The 16,324-nt window shown below is 72.2% G+C and carries 14 protein-coding genes; 9 read left to right on the top strand and 5 right to left on the bottom strand.

Translation table 11 applies throughout. The annotated features are described in order from the left end of the window. On the top strand, nucleotides 1–895 hold an 895-nt coding region (locus tag ASD48_RS45315; RefSeq protein WP_242432644.1), incomplete at its 5' end, for a DUF2637 domain-containing protein. 69 nt (nucleotides 896–964) lie between these two features. Here ASD48_RS45315 and lysS read toward each other — a convergent pair. Further along, nucleotides 965–2,704 carry a lysine--tRNA ligase gene (gene lysS, locus ASD48_RS18270; protein WP_057602728.1) on the bottom strand — a complete coding sequence of 580 codons (1,740 nt, stop codon included), beginning with the start codon at nucleotides 2,702–2,704 and terminating at the stop codon, nucleotides 965–967. A gap of 140 nt (nucleotides 2,705–2,844) precedes the next feature. On the opposite strand from lysS, the gene argS reads away from it, so the two are divergent. Continuing rightward, nucleotides 2,845–4,614 (top strand): arginine--tRNA ligase, encoded by a 1,770-nt coding sequence (argS, locus tag ASD48_RS18265; protein ID WP_057602727.1) that lies wholly within the window; start codon nucleotides 2,845–2,847, stop codon nucleotides 4,612–4,614. A gap of 112 nt (nucleotides 4,615–4,726) precedes the next feature. Here the strand turns inward: argS and ASD48_RS18260 are convergent, their stop codons facing one another. Beyond that, nucleotides 4,727–5,167 (bottom strand): hypothetical protein, encoded by a 441-nt coding sequence (locus ASD48_RS18260; protein WP_057602726.1) that lies wholly within the window; start codon nucleotides 5,165–5,167, stop codon nucleotides 4,727–4,729. 263 nt (nucleotides 5,168–5,430) lie between these two features. Between ASD48_RS18260 and ASD48_RS18255 the strand changes: the two genes are divergently transcribed. The 4 genes from ASD48_RS18255 (at nucleotide 5,431) to ASD48_RS18245 (ending at nucleotide 8,430) form a co-directional block, all read left to right on the top strand. Beyond that, nucleotides 5,431–6,309, top strand: a complete 879-nt coding sequence (locus ASD48_RS18255; RefSeq protein ID WP_057602725.1) for a peptidoglycan-binding protein — start codon at nucleotides 5,431–5,433, stop codon at nucleotides 6,307–6,309. Further along, nucleotides 6,306–7,301: an XRE family transcriptional regulator gene (locus ASD48_RS18250; RefSeq protein WP_057602724.1), complete on the top strand. Its 996-nt coding sequence runs from the start codon at nucleotides 6,306–6,308 to the stop codon at nucleotides 7,299–7,301. The genes ASD48_RS18255 and ASD48_RS18250 overlap by 4 nt, the downstream gene beginning before the upstream one ends. A gap of 24 nt (nucleotides 7,302–7,325) precedes the next feature. Continuing rightward, complete coding sequence (locus ASD48_RS44275) at nucleotides 7,326–7,490, top strand: hypothetical protein (RefSeq protein WP_157880652.1); 165 nt, start codon at nucleotides 7,326–7,328, stop codon at nucleotides 7,488–7,490. Between the two features lie 154 nt (nucleotides 7,491–7,644). Next, a complete protein-coding gene (locus tag ASD48_RS18245) occupies nucleotides 7,645–8,430 on the top strand; it encodes a DUF4253 domain-containing protein (RefSeq protein ID WP_057602723.1) in 786 nt (261 codons plus the stop codon). 6 nt (nucleotides 8,431–8,436) lie between these two features. Here ASD48_RS18245 and ASD48_RS18240 read toward each other — a convergent pair whose 3' ends face one another. Beyond that, nucleotides 8,437–9,690 (bottom strand): PLP-dependent aminotransferase family protein, encoded by a 1,254-nt coding sequence (locus ASD48_RS18240; protein ID WP_057602722.1) that lies wholly within the window; start codon nucleotides 9,688–9,690, stop codon nucleotides 8,437–8,439. Between the two features lie 309 nt (nucleotides 9,691–9,999). Here ASD48_RS18240 and ASD48_RS18235 point away from each other — a divergent pair, with 309 nt between their 5' ends. Further along, nucleotides 10,000–10,233 carry a hypothetical protein gene (locus ASD48_RS18235; protein WP_057602721.1) on the top strand — a complete coding sequence of 78 codons (234 nt, stop codon included), beginning with the start codon at nucleotides 10,000–10,002 and terminating at the stop codon, nucleotides 10,231–10,233. Between the two features lie 30 nt (nucleotides 10,234–10,263). On the opposite strand, the gene ASD48_RS18230 is transcribed toward ASD48_RS18235, so the two are convergent. Further along, nucleotides 10,264–11,664, bottom strand: coding sequence for a helix-turn-helix transcriptional regulator (locus tag ASD48_RS18230; RefSeq protein WP_057602720.1), 1,401 nt, complete (start codon nucleotides 11,662–11,664; stop codon nucleotides 10,264–10,266). A 188-nt stretch (nucleotides 11,665–11,852) separates the two neighbouring features. Here ASD48_RS18230 and ASD48_RS18225 point away from each other — a divergent pair, with 188 nt between their 5' ends. Beyond that, entirely contained in the window at nucleotides 11,853–12,602 is a 750-nt protein-coding gene (locus tag ASD48_RS18225; protein ID WP_057602719.1) for a DUF4232 domain-containing protein, read from the top strand. Between the two features lie 11 nt (nucleotides 12,603–12,613). Here ASD48_RS18225 and hemB read toward each other — a convergent pair whose 3' ends face one another. Further along, the gene (hemB, locus tag ASD48_RS18220; RefSeq protein ID WP_057602718.1) at nucleotides 12,614–13,606 is read right to left on the bottom strand and encodes a porphobilinogen synthase; all 993 of its coding nucleotides are present in this window, start codon (nucleotides 13,604–13,606) and stop codon (nucleotides 12,614–12,616) included. Nucleotides 13,607–13,872: 266 nt separating this feature from the next. Here hemB and ASD48_RS18215 point away from each other — a divergent pair, with 266 nt between their 5' ends. Beyond that, entirely contained in the window at nucleotides 13,873–16,155 is a 2,283-nt protein-coding gene (locus ASD48_RS18215) for a peptidoglycan recognition protein (protein WP_079073838.1), read from the top strand. Nucleotides 16,156–16,324 lie beyond the last annotated feature (169 nt).

Raw genomic sequence — 16,324 nt, 5'->3', positions numbered from 1 at the left:
GCACATGGAGGGCGTGCGCCTCACGCGCTGGCTGCTCTCCCCGCTGCCCACCTTCCTGCTCTGGCGCCGGATGAAGCTGTGGGAGCTGCGCTCCTACGARCAGGTGATCAAGCTGGAGCAGGAACGTCTCGTCTACCAGGCGAGGCTGCGTTCCCGCTTCGGCCGTGCCTGGCGCCGCAAGGCCCCGGTGGAGTCRCTGATGCCGCTGCGGCTGGCCCGTTACGGCGTCCCGCTGGCGGAGACCGCCCCGGCGGGTCTGGCGGCGGCGGGCATCGAGCCGGCCGTGCTCCCTCCGTCACCGGTACCGGCGGCCGCGCCCCAGCAGGAGCTGACGGCGGCCGCCCCGGTCGACGCGGGCGTCCGGGCCGTCGAGGCCGCTCCCGCACCCCGGCCGGCCCAGCAGGCACCGCAGGGCCGGCAGGTCGGCTACGCGCCCGCCCCCGCGCCCGAGGAGGAGCAGAGCCCGTGGTTCCAGGCGCCGCACGAGGTGGCGTACCAGGGGGGCTACGACCCCACGTACGACCCCTCGGAGCAGTACGCCCAGTGGTACGAGGAGCAGCAGCAGGCCGAGCAGTACCAGGACCAGTACCAGGAGGAGCCTCCGGCGCAGGAGCCCTCTCCGGAGGAGACCGGTTCGTTTCCCATCCCGGTGGGTCCGGGCCGCAGCCGCGAGCTCGGTGAGGGCGGCGGCACCCCGGTGATCGAGCCGGACGAGGAGTCCTACTACCAGGTCTTCAAGCAGTCGATAAACGGCAGCTACCCGACGCCGAGCCAGTTCAGCGACAACGTCGAGGCGACCTACGGCGTCCCCGTCGCGGACGCCGAGGCCAAGCGCATGGTCATGCGCTTCCAGAACCGCCACACGGCGGAACTGGAGGAGGACCACATCGCCTGATGCGCAGGTGTACGACGGAGGGGCGCCCGGTGTTGGCACCGGGCGCCCCCTCCGTCGTGGAAGTGCCGTCTACTCCCCGAGCAGGGCCCGCACCCGCTCCTGGCCCACGGCCAGCAGCAGGGTGGGCAGCCTCGGGCCGGTGTCGCGCCCCACCAGCAGGTGGTAGAGCAGGGCGAAGAACGTCCGCTGCGCGGTCTTGATCTCCGGCGGGAGTTCCTTGGGGGTGGCGTCCGCGGAGAACCCCGCCTGGACCTTGGGGACGCCGTAGACGAGGTGGGTGAGCCCGTCCAGCGACCAGTGGTCGGCGAGTCCGTCGAGCAGCAGCCGCAGGGACCGCTGTGAGGCCTCGTCGAGGGACTTCAGCAGCTCGGCGTCGGCTTCGGCGCGGACGATGGTGCGCTGGTCGGCGGAGACATGGGTGTTGATCCATGCCTCGGCCTTGTCGTAGCGGGGCCGGGCCTCGTCGAGGGAGCCGAGCGGGTTCTCCGGGTCGAGGTCGGAGAGGATCCGCAGGGCCTGGTCGCGGTGTCCGGCGGTGATGTCGGCGACGGAGGCCAGCGTGCGGTACGGCAGCGGCCGGACGGTGCGCGGCAGCTCACCGGCGGCCGTGCCCACCGCACGGGAGTGCGCGGCGATGTCGGCCGGGAGCGCCGAGCCCTCGGCGACCTTGGCGTCCAGCTTGTCCCACTCGTCGTAGAGCCGCTGGATCTCCTGGTCGAAGGCGATCTTGAAGGACTGGTTGGGCCGACGGCGGGCGTAGAGCCAGCGCAGCAGCTGCGGCTCCATGATCTTCAGCGCGTCGGCGGCGGTGGGGACACCGCCCTTCGAGGACGACATCTTCGCCATGCCGCTGATGCCGACGAATGCGTACATGGGCCCGATGGGCTGCTTGCCGCCGAAGATGCCGACGATCTGGCCGCCGACCTGGAAGCTGGACCCGGGCGACGAGTGGTCGACGCCGCTCGGCTCGAACACGACGCCCTCGTACGCCCAGCGCATCGGCCAGTCGACCTTCCAGACCAGCTTGCCGCGGTTGAACTCGTTCAGCCGGACGGTCTCGGCGAATCCGCAGGCGGCGCAGGTGTAGGACAGCTCGGTGGTGTCGTCGACGTACGAGGTGACCGTGGTGAGGTCCTTCTCGCAGTTGCCGCAGTAGGGCTTGTACGGGAAGTAGCCGGCCGAGCCGGACGAGCCGTCGTCCTCGTTCGCCGCGCCCGATCCCTCCGCCGCCTCGAGCTCGGCCTCGTCGAGCGGCTTCTGCTGCTTCTTCGCGGGGGCCTTCTTGGTGCGGTACTGCTCCAGGATCGCGTCGATGTCCCCGCGGTGCTTGATCGCGTGCAGGATCTGCTCGCGGTAGACACCGGAGGTGTACTGCGCGGTCTGGCTGATGCCGTCGAACTCCACGCCGAGCTCGGCCAGCGACTCGACCATCGCGGCCTTGAAGTGCTCGGCCCAGTTCGGGTGGGCCGAGCCCCGCGGCGCCGGGACGGAGGTCAGCGGCTTGCCGATGTGCTCGGCCCAGGAGTCGTCGATCCCGTCGATGCCCTGCGGCACCTTGCGGTAGCGGTCGTAGTCGTCCCAGGAGATCAGGTGGCGGACCTGGTGTCCGCGGCGGCGCAGCTCGTCGGCGACCAGGTGCGGGGTCATGACCTCGCGGAGGTTGCCCAGGTGGATGGGTCCGGAGGGGGAGAGTCCGGACGCGACGACCACAGGTTTGCCGGGGGCCCGACGCTCCGACTCCTCGATGACCTCATCCGCGAAACGGGAGACCCAGTCGGTGGTCTCGGTGCTCAGAGCCACGATCGGCACGTCCTCTTGTTCTGAAGGCTTCCGGGTTTGAAGTGCGTTCCATTGTCCCAGACGGCCCCGCGCCCGGGAAAACGGCTTTACCCCCCATGGGATACTGACTGCGTCTATCCATCCCCACGAGGAGAACGGCACCCACTCCTATGGCCCCGGTCACGTCCCTCAGCGCTTCCGTCGAACAGCACCTCACGTCCGCCCTCTCGGCCACCCTGCCGGAGGCCGCCGGCGCGGACCCGCTGCTGCGACGAAGCGACCGGGCCGACTTCCAGGCCAACGGCATCCTGGCGCTGGCCAAGAAGGCGAAGGCGAACCCGCGGGAGCTGGCGACGCAGGTCGTGTCGCACGTCGTCACGGGTGACCTGATCGGGGAGATCGAGGTCTCGGGCCCCGGCTTCCTGAACGTGACGATCACCGACGGCGCGATCACCCGGAACCTCGCCGCGCGGTACGCGGACGCGGACCGCCTGGGCGTGCCGCACGCCGACCGGCCGGGCACGACGGTCATCGACTACGCCCAGCCGAACGTGGCGAAGGAGATGCACGTCGGTCATCTGCGGTCGGCGGTCATCGGCGACGCGACGGTGCAGATCCTGGAGTTCACCGGCGAGAGCGTGGTCCGCCGGCACCACATCGGCGACTGGGGCACCCAGTTCGGCATGCTCATCCAGTACCTGGACGAGCACCCGCACGAGCTGGACCACAAGGAGTCCCGGGTGAGCGGCGAGGAGGCGATGTCGAACCTCGACCGCCTCTACAAGGCCGCGCGCAGGCTGTTCGACGCCGACGAGGAGTTCAAGACCCGGGCCCGGCGCCGGGTGGTGGACCTCCAGGCGGGCGACCCGCACACCCTCGCGACCTGGCAGAAGTTCGTCGACGAGTCGAAGATCTACTTCTTCTCGGTCTTCGAGAAGCTGGACATGGAGATCCGCGACGAGGACATCGTCGGCGAGTCGGGTTACAACGACATGCTGGCGGAGACCTGCCGCCTCCTGGAGGAGTCCGGGGTCGCGGTCCGCTCCGAGGGCGCCCTGTGCGTCTTCTTCGACGACGTCAAGGGCCCGGACGGCAATCCGGTCCCGCTGATCGTGCAGAAGTCGGACGGCGGCTACGGCTACGCGGCGACCGACCTGTCGGCGATCCGTGACCGTGTCTTCAACATCAAGGCGAGCACGCTGCTGTACGTGGTGGACGCCCGTCAGTCGCTGCACTTCAAGATGGTCTTCGAGACGGCGCGCAGGGCGGGCTGGCTTAACGAGGACGTCAAAGCGCACCAGTTGGCGTTCGGCACGGTCCTCGGCAAGGACGGCAAGCCGTTCAAGACCCGTGAGGGCGAGACGGTCAAGCTGGTCGACCTGCTCGACGAGGCGGTCGAGCGGGCCACCACCGTGGTCCGGGAGAAGGCCGTGAAGGTCGGCCTGTCCGAGCCGGAGATCGTGGAGAACGGCCGGTACGTGGGCGTCGGCGCGGTCAAGTACGCCGACCTGTCGACCTCCGCCGTACGGGACTACAAGTTCGACCTGGACCAGATGGTCTCGCTGAACGGCGACACGTCCGTCTACCTCCAGTACGCGTACGCCCGTATCCAGTCGATCCTGCGCAAGGCCGGCGAGGCCCGCCCGACCGCCCACCCGGAGCTGGAACTGGCCCCGGCGGAGCGGGCGCTGGGCCTGCACCTGGACCAGTTCGGCGAGACGGTGCACGAGGTCGCCGCGGCCTACGAGCCGCACAAGCTGGCGGCGTACCTGTACCAGCTGGCCTCGCACCTGACGACGTTCTACGACCAGTGCCACGTGCTGTCCCCCGACAACTCGCCGGAGGTCGTCGAGAACCGCCTGTTCCTGGTGGACCTCACGGCCCGCACCCTCCACCTGGGCATGGCCCTGCTGGGCATCCGGACGCCGGACAAGCTCTGACCGACCGGCGGCACCCGGGGGCGCTCGACGCACCGCGGCCCGTCCTCCGCACGGCTCCGGATCACGGTTTCCGGTTGCCGGGGAGGGCGGGCCGCTGTCATGGCCGGGTACGTCAGGCGGCGAACCGCTTGAACGCCGCGCGGGTACCCGACCCGGCGATGCCGTCGATCTTGCCGGTGTAGCCGTAGTCGTCCTTGAGGAGCCGCTGGAGCGCCATGATCGTGTTGGGGCCGGGGTCGCCGTCGATGGCGTCGGTGTAGCCCCAGTACTTCTTGAAGCAGCGCTGGAAAGCCTTCCAGCTCTCGGTGCCCAGCTGCCCGTCGATCTTGCCGGTGTAGTCCCAGTCGCCCGCCAGGAACGTCTGGACGTTCTTGGCCTCGGCGGTGGTGAGGCCGAAGTTCTCCGTCGACAGCGTGGCGGCGGGAGCGCTCACCGCCTGCGTGGCCGGCGCGGCAGCGGCGAAGCTGGTGCCCGCGGTCGCCAGTGATCCGGCGGCGAGACCGGCGACGGCGGTGAGTCCGACGAGGGTCCTGGCCAAGGCGTTCGGTCGCATGCGTTCCTCTTTCGGGTCGTGGGTCGACACCTGGCCCGGTCGACGGGCTGGTGACGACACGAGAGTGCGGGGCGGGCGCCGGGGACCGCCACGGCTGCCGCCGAGGTGACGGTCTCGTGGGACGACACCGGCACTGACCTGCGAGGACACCGACCGCCGGGACGGTCCCGCGGGACGACTGTGGCGGCTGTTGAGATGCTCATGCAGAATGCGAGCGAGCGGGGGGCCGCTGACCACGGTCCACGACCGCAAGTGGGGGGAAGATGTCGCGCTGGAAGGCGCTGTCCACCGAACTGGATCCACGCGTAAGGCAGTTGCTGACGCAGTTGCGCCGGCTGAAGGACCACAGCGGGCTGAGCATGCGTCAGCTGGCCGCGAAGACGGGGTACAGCGAGAAGTCGTGGGAACGGTATCTGGGGGGCAGATCGCTGCCGCCCCGGGAGGCGGTCGAGGCACTGGCCCGGATCGGGGGCGTCGACCCGGTCCGCCTGCTCGCGCTGCACGAGGTCGCCGCCGACACCTGGGGCGGCGGCAGGCACCTCGACGCCTCCGCACCGACAGGACCCCCGCCGGAACTCGTTCCGGAGCCGGCGCCGGTGCCGGTGCCGGTGCCCACGGGGCCGGTGCCCACGGGGCCGGAATTCCTTGCGGGCCCGGACCGACACCCGCACCCGCACCCGCACCCGGAACAGGACGCACCACAGGTATCGGTTGCCGGGCGGTCGCTGCGCGTCGCACTGGTGGCGGGGGCGGTGGCCCTGGTGCTGGCCCTGTCCTCGGCGACCCTCCTGGTCATGCGCCTCGACGACGGTGACCGCGAACCGGCGGCTGGTCCCCCCACCGTGTCCACTCCTCCGGCCCCGGCGTCGGCGCCCGCGTACACCTGCCGGGTCGAGCGGACCGACGGCCTCTGGTACGCGGGGATCAGCCGCACCCGGGACACCGAGCTCGGCTACGGCGCGGCCGGGCCCGAGGTCGCCGAGGCACAGTGCCTGCTGCGCCGGGCGGGGATCTCGCCCGGCGGCATCGACGGGATGTTCGGCCCGCTGACCCAGCGCGCGGTCAAGGCCTTCCAGACGCGGGCCGGGCTGGCCGTGGACGGGACGGTCGGACCCCTCACCTGGAAGGCCCTGCGCGGATGACCCGTCCCGTCTCGTCGCCGGAGGGTGACCGACTGGCCTCCGTGCTGCGGGAGTTGAGGGCACGGACCGGCCTGAGCATGGCGGGCCTCGCGGCGAGGACCGCGTTCAGCAAGTCGTCCTGGGAGCGCTATCTGAACGGCAGGGCTCTGCCGCCGCGCACCGCGGTGGAGGAGTTGTGCCGTCTCGCGGACGAACCGGTCGGTCGGTGTCTCGCCCTGTGGGAGATCGCGGAATCCGAGTGGGGCGGCCGCGCCAGGCAGGCGGAGCCCGCCCGGCCGGCCCACCCCGCAACGGCTCCCCCGCCTCCCGCCCTTCCGGCCGCCCAGCCCACGACCTCGGCCACAGCCATAGACCCAGGCACAGGCGCAGGCGCAGGCGCAGGCGCAGCCACAGCCACAGCCACAGCCACAGCCGAGGATCGGGCCACACCCGTCGGCCACCGGGGGGCGGCGGCCGTGGCGGTCCTCGCGTCGGCCTCCGCCGCGGTGTTCGGGGCCATCGCGTTGACCCTCTTCCTCCTCCCGGGCCAGCACGGAGCGCCGCAACCGGCCGCGCAACCGGCCGCGTCCCCGTCCGTCACCGGCCCGCGCTGCCGGGGAACCGCCTGCGAGGGCGGGAGCCCGATGGACATGCGGTGCGCGACCGCGCCGGAGACCCTCGCCGAGCGCGTCACCGCCACCGGGGCGTCGGTGCAACTGCGGTACAGCAGGGAGTGCGGGACCAGTTGGACCCGGATGTGGGGTGCGCGGATCGGCGACCGGATCGAGTCCGAAGCCGTGGGCGGCGTCCGCACCTACCGAGCCGAGGTCGAGGACCGCGCCGAGGCGGACACCTATGTGCACACCGCCATGACGGCGACCCGCCCCGGGACGCTCGTGCGGACCTGCTACACGCCGACTGCGGACGGCGGGAGGGAGTGCTTCGAGGCCCGGGTGGGCCGGGACCCGGAACCAACTCCCCGCACCCGTACGTCCCCTCCCTCGACGACATGAGAACACCAGGGCGAGGAGGGGCGGTTGGGCGGCGCGGACGACCTGTCGATCGTCGACGTCCTGATCACCTTCCTGATGGTCGGAGGCGCGGGGGTGGTCATCCCGGCCGTCGTCGTCCTCCCGTTCGTCGGCCTGGGCATCTGGCTGACGCACCTCTGGCGCCGTCGGCGCGCGAGACACTCCGCCTGACGGCCGTCAGGGACCGGGACGGCACGCACCGACCCGCCCGGCGTCCCGTCGCGGACCGGACGGGACCCACCACGCCGGACCCACCGCACCGGACCCACCGGCCCGGACCCACCGACCCGGGCCGCTGTCAGTGCCTGCCCCTACAGTCACCGGCATGGCGACTCTTCCCAATCCGCTCCCCAAGCTGGCCTCCGATCCCAGCGGCCGCTCCCTCGGCCTCCAGCTCCCGCCGGGCCGGCTGATCGACACGACGGACGAAGGCGTGTGGCACGAGCCGTTGCTGTGGCACGCGGAGCAGTCCGCCTCCTCGGGCAACTGGACGGCCCTGGGCGGGACGGCGGGCCGGGCCGGTCTCGTTCCCGTCCTGGTCGACCTCGGCGGCTCCCAAGGCGGCCCGTCGGAATGGGAGTTGATGCCCGCCGAGATGTCGTACCCCGGGGACCACGACGCGGAGGAGGTCCTCGCGGAGTACTGGGAGGAGTGCGCGGCGGACGGCGAGGAGTGGCCCGGCCTCGCCGCGCCCGGCACCCTCACGGCGGATCCGGACGCACGTGCCGCGCGGATCGCCGACACCCTTGCGGAGCAGGGGCCTTCCTGGTTCAGGTCGCCGCATGTCGCCCTGGTCCCCGCCCGCCGCAGCGCGGACGTCCCGGCGGCCGTCGGCTGGTCGGGCCCGGCCGGCCACGAGTACGACACCGCGCGTCTGTGCGCGGTCCTGCGCTCCTGGGAGGACCGCTTCGGCATACGGGTCGTCGGCCTCGGTTTCGACGTGCTCGCCGTATCCGTCGCGGCCCCTCCCGGCACCCTCGCGGAGGCGGAGCGGATCGCCGCCGAGCATTTCGCGTTCTGCCCGGACAACGTCCTCCAGGGCCCGGGCACCCCGGATGCCTACGCCCAGCAGCTCGTCGGCGAGCCCACCTGGACCTTCCGCTGGGCCTGATCCGCGCTACCCGGTGAGCCCCCGCCCCAGCCTGCGCAGCCCCTCCCCGATCTCTTCCGGGGTCTGCGTCACGAAGCACAGGCGCAGGGTCGAGCGGTCGGGCTCACCGGCGTAGAAGGGGGCCCCGGGGACGTACGCCACGTCCTGGGCGACGACCCGCGGGAGGAGGGCCGTGCTGTCGTACGACTCGGGGAGGCGGATCCACAGGAACATCCCGCCCTCGGGACGGGTCCACACCGACCCTGCCGGGAGGGCGTCCGCGAGGCCCGCGAGCATGGCGTCCCGGCGCTCCCGGTACACGGCGGCGACCCGGGCCACGTGCGCGTCCAGGTCGAAGGCGGTCAAGTAGCGTGCCGCGGCGAGCTGGTTGACGGTCGGGGTGTGCAGGTCGGCGGCCTGCTTGGCGACGACACAGGCCCGGCGCAGCTCGGCCGGCGCGCGCAACCACCCCAGCCGGATGCCGGGTGCCATGACCTTGGAGAAGGATCCGAGCAGGACCGTGCGGTCGTGGGCGTCGGGGTGGGCGGCGATCCAGGGGACGCGCTCACCGTCGTAGCGGAGTTCGCCGTAGGGGTCGTCCTCGACGATCCACAGACCGTGCCGGGCGGCGATGGCGGCGACCGCGGCACGGCGCCCGGCGGGGAGGGTGCGGCCGGTGGGGTTCTGGAAGGTGGGGACGGTGTAGAGGAGCTTCGGCCGTTCCCTGACCACCAGATCGGCGAGCGCCTCCGGGTCCAGACCGTCCTCGTCCCCGGGCACGGCGACGATCCTCGCTCCGGCCAGACCGAAGACCTGAAGTGCGGCCAGGTAGCAGGGCGCCTCGACGAGCACCGTGTCGCCTGGATCGAGGAGAGCGGTCGCCAGCAGGGACAGGGCCTGCTGGGAACCCGTGGTGACGATGATGTCGTCGGCGGTCGTGGGCAGACCACGGACCGTCGTCCGTGCCGCGAGCCGCTCACGCAGGCTCGGCTCGCCCTCGGTCGTGGCGTACTGGAGAGCCTGGGCCGGGGCCTCCTCCAGCGCGTACCGGAACGCGGCGGCAACGCCCTCGCGGTCGAACAGCTCGGGCGCGGGCAGCCCGCCCGCGAAGTTGATCACCTCGGGGCGGGCGGTGACGGCGAGGATGTCCCGCACGGGCGAGCCGCCGATCGACCGGACCCTGGCGGCCAGTTCAGGCACGGCGGCGGGAGCGGACGCGGGGCCGGGGACGAGGCCGGGGACGGGGGCGGGCGCGCTGGGCGACTCGGCTGCGACAGTCATGCCCGCACCCTAGGGAGATAGGTGCCGCCTACACACGGGTTTCTGCCATATGGACAGCGGCCCGCCTTCACCCCTTCGTGCCCGCCGCCCCGTACACCTCGAACGCGTCCGGCGCGATACCGGGCGGGGCGGACTCTGCGAACCCTGCGCACTCTGCGGGCAAAGGGGCTCCCCTGGGCAGTCGGGCGTCCCACATCCCGTCCCGTCAGGGCTAGGTCGTCGCAGGTCAGACACCATGGGACCAGTTCGGCGTCCCGACTTGCGCGGCGGATGTGGAAGGTCGGAGGCCGCACGACTCAGGCTGGCCCCATGCCCACACGCCCCACTCCCCCGACTCGCCGCCGCGTCCGTCTGCTCGCCGTCGCGCTGACCGCCGCCGCGGCGCTCACCCTCACCGCGTGCCACGACGGCGAGGGCCTGCGCGACGAGGGGCCGTCGAGCTCCAGCACCCTGACGGGGACGGGCACCCTGACAGGGACCGGCACCCTGACAGGGACGACACCCTGGCAGGTGCAGACAGCCCGGCAACGGCAGACAGCCTGACGGGTTCCGGCCCCTGACCGCATCGAGCCCCTACGGCGCGGGAGAGGCTCCCGCCCGCTCCCACGCGGAGCCGCCGAGCGGAAACTCGTAGTCGGGGCGCCCGTTCTCGCCACTCGTGCGGAACGGCCTCCCCCTGTCGTCGATCGTCAGCTTGCCGTGCCGTGCGCCGCTGGACCAGGACAGCTCCAGGTACCAGCGCACGTCGTACGCGGAGGCGTCGGCGGTGACGTAGTAGACCTCCGGGTCCGACTCGCTCACCTTGAACGGGAAGTTCTTGTGCCCCGCCTCGGGCACCAGCGCCGGCCGCGCCGCGTCCAGGGCCACGGAGAAGGCGCGCGTCGGCACACCGCCACCGCAGCCGACGCCCGGGTAGCCCATGGCGTAGTCGTTCCAGGCGAGCGGCGCGGCCTTGCCCACGGTCCGTACCGTCAGGCTGTCCACGACGACGGTCTCCTCCCCGGTCCCCTGCACGGTGAGCTCCAGATACTGCTCCCCCGCCGACACGGCCCCGTGCCGGGCCACCCAAGCGGGCGCGTCCTGCTCGACGGGCGGCGGCCCGACCTGCTCCGGCCCCTGCTCGATCAGATAACGCTGGCTGCAGGGGCTCTCCCAGGCGTACGGACGGGTGGTGACCGTCAGCGGGGGCCGGTCGCCTGCCTCCGCGCCCGGCGCGAGCGAGGAACCGGCGGTGGCGGAGTACGACGGGGAGGCGGACCCGGAAACCGGGGCCGACGTCGACGCGGACACGGAAGGCGACGCGGACGCGGACGGCGAGGACGTGCTCCCCGTTCCCCGTCCCTGCACGGACGGCGTACCGGCCGCACCGACGCCGGCCCCGTCGCCGGACCCGTCGGACCCGCCGGACGGCAGGGTCAGGGCGAGCGCCAGGGCGACCGAGCCGAGAGCCGCCACGACACCGACCCCGGCGAGGACCAGGGACCGGCGGGTCCGGGGGACCCGCTCGTCCCCCACGCCCTCGACAACCGCTTCCCCGGCCCCGGCTTCCCCGACCCCGACATCCGCGACCGCAGCCTCCGCGACCGCAGCCTCCGCGACCGCAGCCTCGGCGACCGCTGCTTCGGCGACCTCCGCCTCCGCGACCGCATCCCCGGTGACGACCGCGCCCGCGCCCGCGCCCCCGCCCGCGGCGGCGCCCGCGACGGCGTCCGCCTCGGCCGTGCTCCCCTTCCTCCCCCGCGCCGCGTCCGCCAGCACCCAGCGCCGGTGCAGCTCGACGAGCTCCTGAGGTGACGCCTTGCAGAGCCGCGCCAGCCGCTCCACGGGCGCGTAGTCCGTGGGGACGGCATCCCCGTTGCAGTACCGGTGCAGCGTCGACGTACTCATGTGGAGCCGTTTCGCGAGCATCCCGTAGCTCAGCCCTGACCGCTCCTTCAACTCTCGCAGCAGCTCGGCGAACTCGGTCGCAGACACCGTTCCTCCACTCCCCATGTCCCATCCCGGCGTTCCAGGGATGGTCCGTTTCCCCAGGTCAGACCCGTTGCGGGCATTCCAGCGTCCCTGATCGTCCGCCGGCCGTGGCGGCCGGGACGGATCCCCGCACAAGCTTTGGCCATCCAAGCACGCCGCTTCAACGCGGCTTTCCGGAAGAGGACTTCACGATGCGTATCCGCCGCACCAGCCACCTGCTCGCCCTCACCGCCCTGGCCGCCCTCGCACTCACGGCATGCGAGGACGGGACGGGCGTGAAGGACGAGGGCGCCTCGCACCCGGCGTCGTCGACGGCCACGGCGGCACAGCCCAAGCCCGGCACGGACAAGAGCACCGGCACGGCCCCGGCGAAGGACACGACGGGCTCGGCCGGCTCATCCGGCACGACGGGCGGCAAGGCAGGCGGCAAGGAGGGCGGCACGACGGGCGGCGGCACGGGAGCCGGCACCGGCGGCGGCACGGGCGACAAGGCCGCCGACGACTCCTCCGACAGCCGCGTCCTGTGCAACGGCTCCAACACCAGGGTCACCGCACAGACGGTCCCCCGCCCGCTCAACCACATGCTGCTCACGGTGACCAACACCGGCAGCAGGACCTGCGACCTGACCTACAACCCGGTCCTGCGCTTCGACGAGATGCAGTGGGTTCCGCAGGCCGCCAAGGAGACCCAGCCGCAGGCCGTGACGACCCTCGCGCCCGGCGAGTCCGGCTACGCGGGCGTGCTGCTGTCCGCCGCCGACGGAAGCGGCGACGGCGGCCAGACGGCCAGGAAGCTGACGGTCGCCTTCCAGGGCTACACCCCGAACAGCGACGGCGGCGCCTCCGCGACGCCGCCGCTGCCCGCCAAGGGCGTCTACTACGACAGCTCCCTGACGGTGACGTACTGGCAGCAGGACATGGACGACGCGCTGTCCTGGTGAGAACGGGCGAACTACCGCAGCTTCTGGGCCACTTCGGTGGCCCAGTAGGTGAGGATGTTCCGCGCTCCGGCCCGCTTGATGCCGGTCAGCGTCTCGAGGATCGCCCGGTCGCGGTCGACCCAGCCCTTCTCGGCGGCGGCCTCGACCATGGAGTACTCGCCGGAGATCTGGTAGGCGGCGACCGGCACGTCCACGGCGTCGGCGACCCGGGCCAGGATGTCGAGATAGGGGCCGGCCGGCTTCACCATGACCATGTCGGCGCCCTCCTCCAGGTCCAGCGCCAGCTCGCGCAGCGACTCGCGGAGGTTCGCCGGGTCCTGCTGGTAGGTCTTGCGGTCGCCCTTCAGGGACGAGCCGACCGCCTCCCGGAACGGGCCGTAGAAAGCCGACGAGTACTTGGCGGTGTAGGCGAGGATCGAGACGTCCTCCCGGCCGATCTGGTCGAGGGCATCGCGGATGACCCCGATCTGACCGTCCATCATCCCGCTGGGTCCCACGACATGGGCACCCGCGTCGGCCTGGACCTGCGCCATCTCGGCGTACCGCTCCAGGGTGGCGTCGTTGTCGACGCGCCCTTCGTCGTCCAGCACGCCGCAGTGCCCGTGGTCGGTCGTCTCGTCCAGGCACAGGTCGGACATGACGAGCAGGTCGTCCCCGACCTCGGCCCGCACGTCGCGGATGGCGACCTGGAGGATCCCGTCCGGGTCGGTCCCGGGCGTGCCCAGCGCGTCCTTCTTGGACTCCTCCGGCACGCCGAAGAGCATGATCCCGGAGATCCCGGCCTGTACGGCCTCCAGCGCGGCCTTCTTCAGGCTGTCGCGCGTGTGCTGCACGACACCGGGCATGGCCTGGATCGGCACCGGCTCGTTCACGCCCTCCCGCACGAACGCGGGCAGGATGAAGTCGGCCGGGTGCAGCCGGGTCTCCGCGACCATGCGCCGCATCACGGGGGTGGTACGCAGCCGCCGGGGACGCGTACCGGGAAAGGATCCGTACTTCGTCATACGCCCTACGCTACGCCCGGCCCGCGCCCCCTTTTGCCGACGCCCAGTCGGCCCCCCAGCCCTCCACCGACGAGTGATCCACATCATCAGGATCCGTACGGGTGTGACGTTTTCCAGCCGGTGAGCGCTTGCTTTACATGGGCCGCCTGAATGTCAGGTGGCCCATGACCGTTGTTGATGACTTACAGATGACTTTCAGGGGTGGGGATTCCGTCGTGAGCAGACGTCGCCGCAGGGGTGGGACGCGCGCGTACAGACCGCTGAGCATGCGAAGAAGGGCCTGGCTGACGCTCGGGGCGGTGGTCCTGGGCAGCGGCGGCGTGGTGACCTACGCCGTGGCCCGGCCGCCCGCCGGTCAGGAGGCCCGGCCCAAGCGGCCGGTGAAGGTCTACGACCTCACGCTGACGGGGACCTCGTCCGGCCGCCGGGAACTGCCGCGCACGGACACCGAGCAGTTCTCGCTGCTCGGTGTCACCTGGACCGGCGGCGCCAGGCGGCTCGCCGGCACCGCGCAGGTGCGGACCCGCAGCGTCGCGACCGGCGAGTGGAGCGCCTGGCACGACCTGGAGCTGGACGTCGACCCGCTGGACAAGCCGGGCCCGAAGGTGCGCGGCGCGTCCGAGCCGGTCTGGGTCGGCCCGTCCGACGGCGTCCAGGTGCAGGTCGCCCACCGGGACGGCACCACCGCCGCCCTGCCCAAGGGGCTGGAGGTCAACCTGGTCGACCCGGGCGTGGTGACCGCCGCCGAGACGAGGACCACCGAGTCCGCCGGGTTCGTCATGGACCCGAGCCCCGGTGCGACGGACTCCGCGTCCGGGTCCGCCGAGCCCTCCGACCCGCCCGCCGAGCCCACCGACACGGCCTCGGCCTCGCCGGCCGACACGGTCACCGCCGAGCCCACCGACACCGTCTCCGCCTCGTCGACGGACACCACGCCCGCGGCCACCGAGACGGCCTCGACGAGCCCCGCGTCCCCGACGACGAGCCCGACGCCGACCGCCGCGCCGACGCCGACCGCGCCGCCGTCCACCGCGCCCGAGCCGCCGATCCGGTCGCGCACCGACTGGGGCGCCGACGAGTCGATCAGCCCCGAGGCGCCGGAGTACAACAAGGACGTCAAGGCGGTCTTCGTCCACCACACGGACGGCACCAACGACTACACCTGCGACCAGACGCCGTCGATCATCCGCAGCATCTACGCGTATCACGTGCAGGTCAGCGGCTGGAAGGACCTCGGCTACAACTTCCTCGTCGACAAGTGCGGCACCCTCTACGAGGGCCGCAAGGGCGGCGTCGACCTGCCGGTGTTCGGCGCCCACACCTACGGCTGGAACCGCGAGTCCGCGGCCGTCGCCGTGATCGGCGACCACACCACGACGACCGCCACCGGCGCCGCGCTCACCTCGATCGCCCGCCTCGCGGCCTGGAAGCTCGGCCAGTACGGCGCGGACCCGGCGGGAACCGTCCAGCTCACCGCGGGCGCCACCCAGAAGAACCTCTTCGGCAAGAGCTTCACCACGGGCAGCCTCTACACCTTCGACCGGATCTCCGGCCACCGCGACGGCTTCAACACGGAGTGCCCCGGCGGGCTCCTCTACGACCAGCTGCCGACCGTGCGCACCCTGGCGGCCGGCCCGGTGCAGGGCCTGAAGGTCACCTCGGTCGCCGGCGGCGCGAGCCTGTCGGGCTCGACCTACTACACCCGGGGCGCTGTCACCGTGAACTGGACGGCGAGCACCCCGGGTTCGCTGATCTCGAGGTTCGAGCTGCTGGCCGACGGCAAGGTGGCCGCGACCGCGGCCGGTACGGCCGCCTCGGCCAGTACCACCCTGGCCCCGGGCGTCCACACCGTCGCCGTACGGGCGGTGCACCAGTCCGGCAGGACGGCGACGACCGCCGCGCTGACCGTCGTGGCGGACACGACGGTCCCGGCCTTCACCACCGCCCCGAAGCTCTCCCTGCGCACCGGCGCCGTCAGCACCACCGCCGTCCCGGTCACCCTCGGCTGGAAGGCCACCGACGACAAGGCCCTGCGTTCCGTGCAGCTGCTGTCGCCCACCGCCGCGACCTTCGGCCCGACCGTCACCGCCTCCAGCCGTACGGCCAGGCCCGGCGCCGCGACCACCTGGTCGATGCGGGCCTCCGACTACGCGGGCAACTCGCGCACGGTCTCGTCCTCCTTCACCCCGGTGATCCTGCAGGAGACCTCGGCCGTCAGGTCCGGCAGCTGGACCGCCCGCTCCTCCACGAGCTACCTCGGCGGCAAGTCCTACTCCAGCGGGTCCAAGGGCGCGAGCCTGACCTGGACCTTCACGGGCCGTTCCGCCTCCTGGGTGGTCTCCCGCGCCACCACCTCCGGTCAGGCGTACGTCTACGTCGACGGCACGAAGGCCGCGACCGTCGACCTGAAGTCCGCCACCACGCTGTACCGGCAGGCGATCTGGACCAAGACCTGGACCGGCAGCGCCAAGCACACGGTGAAGATCGTCGTCGTCGGCACCAGCGGACGCCCCACGATCACCACGGACGGACTGGTCTACCTCAAGTAGCCCGCCTCGCCGCCCGCCTCGCCGCCCGCCGGCCGGGCTCCGAGAAGACGACGACGGCCTTCACGATCCACCGCGATCGCGAAGGCCGTCGTCCTGCCCCCCGCCTTCTCGCCGTCTCCGCTCATGAAGAACGCCCCGCCGTCTCCGGTGGAGACGGCGGGGCGCACAA

Source organism: Streptomyces sp. Root1310, from assembly GCF_001426425.1.
In the GTDB taxonomy this organism is placed as follows: domain Bacteria; phylum Actinomycetota; class Actinomycetes; order Streptomycetales; family Streptomycetaceae; genus Streptomyces.
This window is presented reverse-complemented; position numbering and strand designations above follow the sequence as displayed.